Genomic DNA, 3149 nt, shown 5'->3' with positions numbered 1-3149 from the left:
CCTTAACACTGCGCGGGTGCGATCTCGTCGACCAGACACCTATTATCGATATAAAACCATACATTCCCTATTCAGATAGCATAGCCGACGCTCAAGGCGGATTTGCTCAAACCAAACCAACCCCAATGGACGTCCGTTTTTCTGACAACGCATTACAGGCTTTATCTCAATCTCCTTATCAAGCCTACCATCAACGCGTGATTAGCGAAGTATTAGCCCAGGATCCTCGTCCTGCTTATAAACAGGGTAAAAAAGATGATAAATGTTACGCCGTACACCTTTTTGATTTTAACGTGCGGTTTTATGTACAACCTACGCAAATCCTGGTCGTGGCGGTAGAAGCTTTTGTCGAAACTCCCCCACACTGTTAATATGTTTGGACTTATTGAACGCCAATTTCAACGGATAACTTTAAATGCGTACCAGTCAATATCTGCTTTCTACCTTGAAAGAAACCCCTAGCGACGCAGAGATTGTCAGCCACCAGCTGATGCTGCGCGCGGGCATGATTCGAAAACTTGCCTCTGGCCTTTATACTTGGTTGCCTTCGGGTGTCCGCGTACTTCACCATGTTGAACGCATTGTGCGCGAAGAAATGAATCGAGCCGGTGCCGTTGAGACCATGATGCCCGTTGTCCAACCTGCTGATCTTTGGTTAGAGACGGGGCGCTGGGAGAAGTTTGGTCCTGAGCTACTTCGTATTGCTGACCGCCATCAGCGTGATTTTGTCTTAGGCCCTACGCATGAAGAAGTGATTACGCACTTGGCTCGTAATGAAATTAATTCATACAAGCAACTGCCGCTCAATCTTTATCAAATCCAAACCAAGTTCCGTGATGAAGTACGTCCAAGATTTGGTGTTATGCGCTCACGTGAATTCACAATGAAAGACGCGTACAGTTTTGATATTGATAAAGCAGGCATGGAACAAAGCTACGAGAAAATGCGTGCGGCCTACTGTGCCATTTTTGATCGTATGGGGCTGGATTATCGTGCTGTGTTAGCAGATACCGGTGCGATTGGTGGGTCAGCATCACACGAGTTCCATGTCCTGGCCGACAGTGGTGAAGATCTGATTGCATTTTCAACCGAGTCCGACTACGCGGCAAATATTGAAAAAGCCGAAGCTTTGGCACCTAAAACGCAGGCTGATGCACCGACCCAAGAAATGACGCTCGTCGATACTCCTGATGCGAAAACCATCGCTGAGTTGGTTGCGCAGTTTGAGCTTCCGATTGAAAAGACGGTAAAAACTTTATTTGTCAAAGCCTCTGACGAGGTAGAGTCTGATCTTATCGCCCTAATCATCCGTGGTGACCACGAGTTGAATGAAGTGAAAGCAGAGAACCTACCACAGGTTGCTGCACCACTTACCTTTGCGACTGAAGAAGAAATCCGCGCACTGGTTGGAGCGGGTCCTGGCTCTTTAGGGCCTGTCAACTTACCGTCTCCTTTCATCGTTGACCGCAGTGTGGCAGTCATGAACGATTTTGGCGCAGGTGCCAATATCGACGATAAGCACTACTTCGGGATCAACTGGGGACGCGATGCGACGCTTGACCAAGTTGAGGACCTACGTAACGTTGTCGAAGGCGACCCCTTGCGCCATTTAAAGTTGCCATTGTACCGATGAATATGCATAAGTCTGAGCGCGTACGCGAAGCAGCAGAAGCACTCTATGCTGATCTGACTCACGCTGGTATCGATGTATTATTCGATGATCGTAAAGAGCGCCCAGGCGTAATGTTCTCCGACATTGAACTTGTCGGTGTTCCTCACACGATTGTTATCGGAGAGCGCAGCATGGATAACGGAGTGTTCGAGTACAAACACCGTCGTGATGGCGAGAAAGTGCCTTTTGCGATTGACGATGCACTGACTTTCATTCAATCAAAACTCGCTTAAATAGCGCGTGATGGTTGCATTCAATACCCCGTTTTAGCGGGGTATTTTTTTGCTGATTTGTTGCCAACCGGCCTCACTGATTACAAAGCCCTCTATTTAACGCAGTCACCATCCGCAATGTTTAAAAGATTGAATGTTGGAAAGAGTGTGACAATGACCATGCATCGGCGCACACAGGCTGTCTATAATCAAACTGTTAGCGCGAGGATGAGATATGTATGGCCAAAAGCAAACCTAAGACAGCTTTGGTGCTGACTGGCGGTGGGGCCCGAGCCGCTTACCAAGTTGGTGTGTTATCGGCGATCGCGCAGTGGTATCCGCGCGTGCATGCTAGCCCGTTTACTATTTATTGTGGCACATCAGCCGGTGCGATTAATGCCGTCTCCCTTGCGAGCCATGCGTCATGTTTTCGACTATGCGTCAAAAAACTGTCGTGGCTATGGCGCCGATTGAGTACGTCTCGTGTCATTGCGAGTCACCCCAGCGCATTGATTGGCCATCTGTTGTCACAAACCGGGCAACGTTTTCAGTCTCACTATCAACCTCCCATTCCCTTTGGCTTACTAAATAACCGACCTTTACGCTATCTGCTTAATCAAACCATTAACTTTAATAAACTTAATTATCAGCTCTTAGCTGGGCACTTACACGGGCTATCCGTCACCGCCTCTAACTATCAAACCGGCCAGTCAGTCAGCTTTTTCCAAGGAGATCCGGAGATTCCGCCTTGGGTACGTGCCCGTGCGGTGGGCCGCCGCAGTCAAATATCAACAGAGCACTTACTCGCTTCTTCCGCTATTCCGTTCATGTTTCCAGCATCTAGAATTGGCCATGAGTTTTACGGTGACGGTGCCATCCACCAGATCGCACCTTTGCGGCCAGCGGTAAAAATGGATGCAGAGCGTATCCTCATTTTAGATTTGACCACTGGGATCCGGCAATCTGCTCAAATAAATCATGCAGCTCCTGGGCTAGCAATGCTCGGCGGCCACCTGATGAATGCCATTTTCGCCGATACACTGTCTGCAGATTTGGAGCACCTTCAACGACTTAATCAAGTAGCTAGTGCGCTGACGCCATCACAGCAGCAACAGTTGGGATTACGCTATATTGATGTCTTACATCTGCGTCCTTCTGAGCCTTTTGAGCCCCTAGCCAAGCGTTTTTACCCACATATGCCGATAGCCTTGCGGAGTTTACTCAAATTATTAGGCATCAATGCCGGTCAAGATGCGACCCTAGCG

The 3149-nt window shown here is 48.6% G+C and carries 2 protein-coding genes and 1 pseudogene; all 3 read left to right on the top strand.

Features of this window, described 5'->3' with window-relative positions; genetic code table 11:
• Positions 1 to 371, top strand: a 371-nt coding sequence (locus BZG79_RS13275; protein ID WP_199877859.1) for a TrmO family methyltransferase, incomplete at its 5' end; no start/stop codon positions are given.
• A gap of 44 nt (positions 372 to 415) precedes the next feature.
• Positions 416 to 1905, top strand: a pseudogene (locus BZG79_RS13270) (proline--tRNA ligase).
• 218 nt (positions 1906 to 2123) lie between these two features.
• Positions 2124 to 3149, top strand: a 1026-nt coding sequence (locus tag BZG79_RS13265) for a patatin-like phospholipase family protein (protein ID WP_077774641.1), incomplete at its 3' end; no start/stop codon positions are given.

It is taken from the genome of Salinivibrio sp. MA427 (genome assembly GCF_001996115.1).
GTDB lineage: Bacteria > Pseudomonadota > Gammaproteobacteria > Enterobacterales > Vibrionaceae > Salinivibrio > Salinivibrio costicola.
Note: the sequence above shows the minus strand (reverse complement) of the source record. Positions and strands in the feature narration are given on the sequence as shown.